This window comes from Pseudomonas sp. UTLPPB19802 (assembly GCF_059730225.1).
In genome coordinates, this window is the sequence record NZ_AP048545.1 from 4,342,648 (window position 1) to 4,346,014 (window position 3,367).

Genomic DNA, 3,367 nt, shown 5'->3' on the forward strand with positions numbered 1-3,367 from the left:
GGTGCCAAGGGAAATGGAACATCAGGTCAAGACGGGAATGGACATGGGAACCGCCGCTCGCCATGCCTCATGCGCTTTCGTGGACTGTATTGAAACCCAGCCCCGGTGACCTGTCTGGCATGGGAAATAGGGACATTCCGGGGCGTTGGGCAAGAGCCCGCGCGGGGCCCCTGCGTGTCGCTCAGTCACGCGCCAATGCCTCGATCGGATCGAGCCGGGCGGCGTTGCGCGCCGGTACGAAGCCGAACACGATGCCGATCAGTGTCGAACAGATGAAGGCGGTGACGATCGAACTCATCGAAAACACCATCTTCCATTCCTTGACCAACAGCGAAAACACATAGCCGATCCCGAACGACAGGGTAATGCCGATGATCCCGCCGATCAGGCACACCATCACCGCCTCCACCAGGAACTGCTGGCGGATATCCGACTGGCGCGCGCCGACGGCCATGCGAATGCCGATCTCCCGGGTCCGTTCGGTCACCGACACCAGCATGATGTTCATCACCCCGATGCCGCCCACCGCCAGGGAAATCACCGCGATCAACGACAACAGCAACGCCAGCGACTGGCTGGTCTTCTGTACCGTCTGCATCACGCTGTCGAGGTTGTAGGTAAAGAAATCCTTGGTGCCGTGGCGCCGTTCCATCAGCTTGTTGATATTGTCCTCGACCACCTTGCTCGGCTGTCCGTCCTTGGCCCGTACCGTGATGCTGTCCAGGAAGCGCTGGCCCAGCACACGACCGGAAGCGGTTTCGTAGGGCATCCAGATATTCAGGCTCTTGCTGGTGTTGAAGATGCTCTTCTTGTCCTCCGTCACGCCGATCACCGTGCACGGCAGGTTATCCACCAGGATCACCTGGCCCAGCGGGTCCGCCGACGGGCCGAACAGGCGGATGCGGGTGTTGTGGTCGATCACCACCACCTGGGCCTGGCGCCGGGCGTCATCCTGGTTGAACGCCACCCCTGCCCCCATCTTGATCCCGCGTACCTGGAAGTAGCTCGGGCTGACCCCGCTGAGGGTTGCCGTCACGTCGATGTTGCGGTAGCGCACCAACAAGCTGCGGCCGATGTTCGGCGAGGCGCTGTCGATGTAGTACTGGCTGCTCAGGGCCGCCACATCGGAAAGCGCCAGGGTTTCGATGGCACCCGCCTTGTTGTCGCCGAAATCGTTGCCGGGAAAAATCTCGATGGTATTGCTGCCGATGGCCTGGATGTCCTTGAGCACGTACTCCTTGGCCCCCTCGCCGATGGCCACGATCGACACCACCGAGGTGATGCCGATGATGATGCCGAGCATGGTCAACAGGGTACGCATGCGATGCGAGATCAGCGCCACCCAGGCCATGACGAAAGCCTCCTGGAACAGCGCGAGGCTGGCCATCAGGCGATTGCCCTGGCCGGGCTTGGCCGGCAGGCGCTGCGCGGTTTTTTCGCCAGCCTGCGAACGATTCGGGTTGGGCCGATCACTGAGGATTTCGCCGTCGCGGATCTCGATGATGCGCTCGGCATGGGCCGCCACCTTGTCATCGTGAGTCACCAGGATCACCGTGTGCCCGGCAGCGTGCAGCTCCAGCAGGATCTTCATCACCTCCTTGCCGCTGACGGTGTCGAGGGCCCCGGTGGGTTCGTCGGCCAGGATGATTTCACCACCGTTCATCAAGGCCCTGGCAATACTGACCCTTTGTTGCTGGCCACCGGACAACTGGCTCGGGCGATGCTCCAGGTGCGACGCCAGACCCAGCCGCTCAAGCAGCTCCTGGGCGCGACTGTTGCGCTTACTCTCGCCGGTACCGGCGTAGACCGCCGGCATTTCCACGTTCTGGTTGGCCGCCAGGTGCGGCAACAGGTGATAGCGCTGGAAAATGAAACCGAAGTGATCACGGCGCAGTTGCGCCAGCTCATCGTCGCTGAGGCTGCTGGTTTCGCGCCCGTCAACCTTGTAGCTGCCGGAGTTGGCGTGATCCAGGCAACCGAGCACGTTCATCAGGGTCGACTTGCCGGAGCCCGAGGCACCGGTGATAGCCACCAGTTCACCGGCATTGATCGTCAAGTTGATGTCCTTGAGCGCGACGAAGTCCTTCTCGCCGGCGACGAAGCGACGGGTAATACCCTTGAGTTCCAACAGAGGCCGGCTCATGGTCAGGCCCCCGCTACCGCTGGTGTCGAGGACGGCTCGCCAATGACCACCTTGTCACCTTCGGCCAAGCCGGTCTTGATCTCCACCCGGACATTGTTGTTGAGGCCGGCCTGTACGTTGCGAACCTGGGCCTGGCCCTGTCCATCGAGCACCCGCACCGGGAACGTGCCGTCCTTGTTCTTCTCGCCCAGGGCCGCGACCGGCACGGTCAGCACGTCCTTGGCCCGGTCGCGGACGATATGCACCTGGGCGGTCATGGAAATGCGCAGGCGATGCTCGGGGTTTGGCACATCGAACAGGGCGTTGTAGAACACCGCGGTATTCTGCTTGCTGGCACCGGCGGCCTGGGTTTCCAGGAAATTCTGCGGGGCCGGCTCGGTGCCGCGCAGCTTGGCGTAGTAACGCTTGTCGACGTCCCCGAGAATGGTGAAATACACCTCCTGCCCTTCGCTGATATGAATCACGTCGGCCTCGGAGACCTGGGCCTTGATGGTCATGGTGTCGAGATCGGCGAGCTTGAGGATCACCGGCGCCAGCTGCTGGGCGATCACGGTCTGGCCTTCCTGGGTGACGATACCCACCACGTCGCCGTCGATGGGTGCGACGATGCGGGTATAGCCCAGGTTGACCCTGGCGGTTTCTACCTGGATCCGTGCATCGCGGATCTGTGCGTCCAGGGACAGCAGGTTGGCACTCTTGACCTCGAAGTTCGATTGCGCGGTCTCGAAATCCTGCTTGGAAATCGCGTCATCCTGGCGCAGCAGCTTGTAGCGCTCGTAGGTCGACTTGGCATCCTTGAGCTGTGCCGCCGCCGCCTGTTTCTGCGCGGTGAGGTTCTGCTCATTGACCTGCGCCTGGCGCAAGGCGTTCTGCAGCACCACCGGATCGATTTCCGCCAGCCACTGGCCCTGCTTGACCTTGTCGCCCAGTTTCACCTTCAGTGACTTGAGCTGGCCGGAGACTTGTGCGCCGACATCGACCTGCTTGATGCCCTGCAGCACCCCACTGGCCAGCACGGAACTCTCGATGTCCGTGCGTTCGACATTGGCGGTCAGGTACTGCGGCGCATTGGCCGGTGCCTGGACGCTGTAGAAAATGACCGCCGCCAGGACCACCAGTACGGCCACGATTACCACTTTGCGAAACTTCAACTTTTTCATAGAAAACCACGAATGTGTTGGAGGTTGACCCGGCGACCCCGCCGCCGGGTTTTAAGAGGTTGAG

2 protein-coding genes are annotated in these 3,367 nt (G+C 62.0%); both read right to left on the reverse strand.

The window, feature by feature from the left end; all coding sequences use genetic code 11:
* Window positions 1-181 precede the first annotated feature (181 nt).
* Window positions 182-2,143 (reverse strand): MacB family efflux pump subunit, encoded by a 1,962-nt coding sequence (locus tag AC6I6U_RS19250; RefSeq protein WP_497877611.1) that lies wholly within the window; start codon window positions 2,141-2,143, stop codon window positions 182-184.
* A gap of 2 nt (window positions 2,144-2,145) precedes the next feature.
* Window positions 2,146-3,303, reverse strand: coding sequence for a macrolide transporter subunit MacA (macA, locus tag AC6I6U_RS19255; RefSeq protein ID WP_497877612.1), 1,158 nt, complete (start codon window positions 3,301-3,303; stop codon window positions 2,146-2,148).
* Window positions 3,304-3,367: the final 64 nt, after the last annotated feature.

Coding starts and splice junctions, on each gene's coding strand:
- AC6I6U_RS19250 (WP_497877611.1), bottom strand. CDS start 2,143: ATGAGCCGGCCTCTGTTGGAACTCAAGGGTATTACCCGTCGCTTCGTC.
- macA (WP_497877612.1), bottom strand. CDS start 3,303: ATGAAAAAGTTGAAGTTTCGCAAAGTGGTAATCGTGGCCGTACTGGTG.